We start from the raw sequence: 1,849 nt of genomic DNA on the forward strand, positions 1-1,849 counted from the left end.
CGGCGGGCACGGACGACGTCACCCGCCTGGCGCCCGCCACGCTCACGGCCCCCGGCACGGACGTGGTCCTGCAGGCGGAGCACGACCTCACCGTCACGGACGCGCTGGACGCAGCCGCCAGCGTACGCGCGACGGCGGGTAACGACATCCGCATCAACGCCCGGGTGAGCGCGGGCGGCGACCTCGATTTCCGCGCGCAGAATGCGTTCACGCTGGGCGCGAACGGCCTGCTCAAGACCGGGAACTACATCGATGTCAGCGCCGACCGGATCACGCTGGCCGGCGGCATCGAAGGCACCAGCCAGTTGCCGATCCTGACCCTGACGTCGGCCGATCCGGGCCGCGCCATCAGCATCGGCACGGGGACGGGCAGCACGGGTGCGCTGGCGCTGGACGCCGCATCCCTGCAGCGCCTGAGCAGCAACCTGTTCGAGATCAACGTGGGCAACAGCGCGCACAAGGGCACCGTGTCCGTCGACAGCGCGCTCTCCGCGGCGGCCAACGTGGTGCTGGAAAACGCCGGCGACATCCATATCGGCGCACCCGTCGACCTGACCGCGAACGCGGCCAGCCGCTTCATCGCGAGCCAGTACGCGCCGGGTGGCAGGATCGACGTCGCGGGCAGCGTGAAGGCAGCGAAATCCGTGCTGCTGCAGGGCGACTGGCTCGGGATCGGCGCGACCGTGTCCGCCGACAAGGTCACGCTGCAGCCCAACAGCGCGGGCACGCACATCGGCATCGGCGGCACGGGCCAGTCCGACGGCTTCATGATCGGCCAGGCGGCCCTGTCCAATGTGCAGACGAACGATCTCACGATCGGCGGGCTGGCCGGCGGCTGGGGCGGCATCGACGTCGACGGCGCCGCGAGCTTCGCGGGCGCGAAGCTGACCCTCGATGCGGGCGCCGGCGAGCTGGCGATCAAGGACGCGTTGGGCGCGACCGGCACGTTGGCGTTGACGTCGACCGCGGGCATCTATGAGCAGAATAGCGGCACCGTCAGGGCGGGCAACGTGGCGCTGCGCGGCGGCCAGGTGATTCTCACCGGCGCCAACGAGATCGGCACGCTGTCCGGCAGTGCGAGCGGCGCCCCGTTCCACGTCGTGAACCGGGGCGCCCTGCGCATCGGCACCGTCGACGGCATGAGCGGCATCGCCGCGCCCAACGCCAGCGTGCAAGTCATTACCGGCGGTCTCCTGACGCTCGATGCCGGCATCACCGGCGCCGACGCGACCCTGGACGCGGCGGGCATCGCAGGCAGCGGCCTGCTGCAGGCCGGCACGCTGACGCTGAAGTCCAGCGCCGGCATCGGCACCACGACGAGCCCGCTCAAGACAAGCACCGGTATCCTGACGGCGTCCAACCAGGGCACGGGCAGCCAGCCGATCAACATCGCCAACACGGGTTTCCTCGAGCTGCGCCGGGCCGTGCAGGACGGTGAGGGCAATGCTGGCGCGATCGCCATCGACAGCGTGGGCGGCATGGTCGTGCCCGCGTTCGTCGAGACCAACGGCGCCGGCGAAGTACGGACCAACAGCGGCGACATCAGCCTCACGACGCACAGCCCGCTGACCATCGATGGCCGCGTGGCGACGACGAGCGGCAACGTGCGCCTCTTCGCCGACAATGGCGGCGTCCTCAAGATCAGCGACAGCGCCAACGTGATGTCGGTCACCGGCAACGTCACCATCACGGCAGGCACCACGGAGATCGCGCCGAACAGGGTCACGGGCGCGCACGTCGACATCATCGCCACGAACGATGGCACGACGACGCCGACCCCGACGCCAACGCCGACACTCGACGCCTGCCTCGCCGACCGCAGCGCGGCCGGCTGCGCTCCCGTGCTGGC

1 protein-coding gene is annotated in these 1,849 nt (G+C 70.7%); it reads left to right on the forward strand.

Annotation, left to right across the window (positions count from 1 at the left end; all coding sequences use genetic code 11):
* Window positions 1-1,849: hypothetical protein (locus ACEN88_RS30645; protein WP_413345793.1), on the forward strand; the 1,849-nt coding region annotated here is incomplete at both ends.

This window comes from Massilia sp. CT11-108 (assembly GCF_047302915.1).
Lineage (GTDB): Bacteria > Pseudomonadota > Gammaproteobacteria > Burkholderiales > Burkholderiaceae_D > Telluria > Telluria orientalis.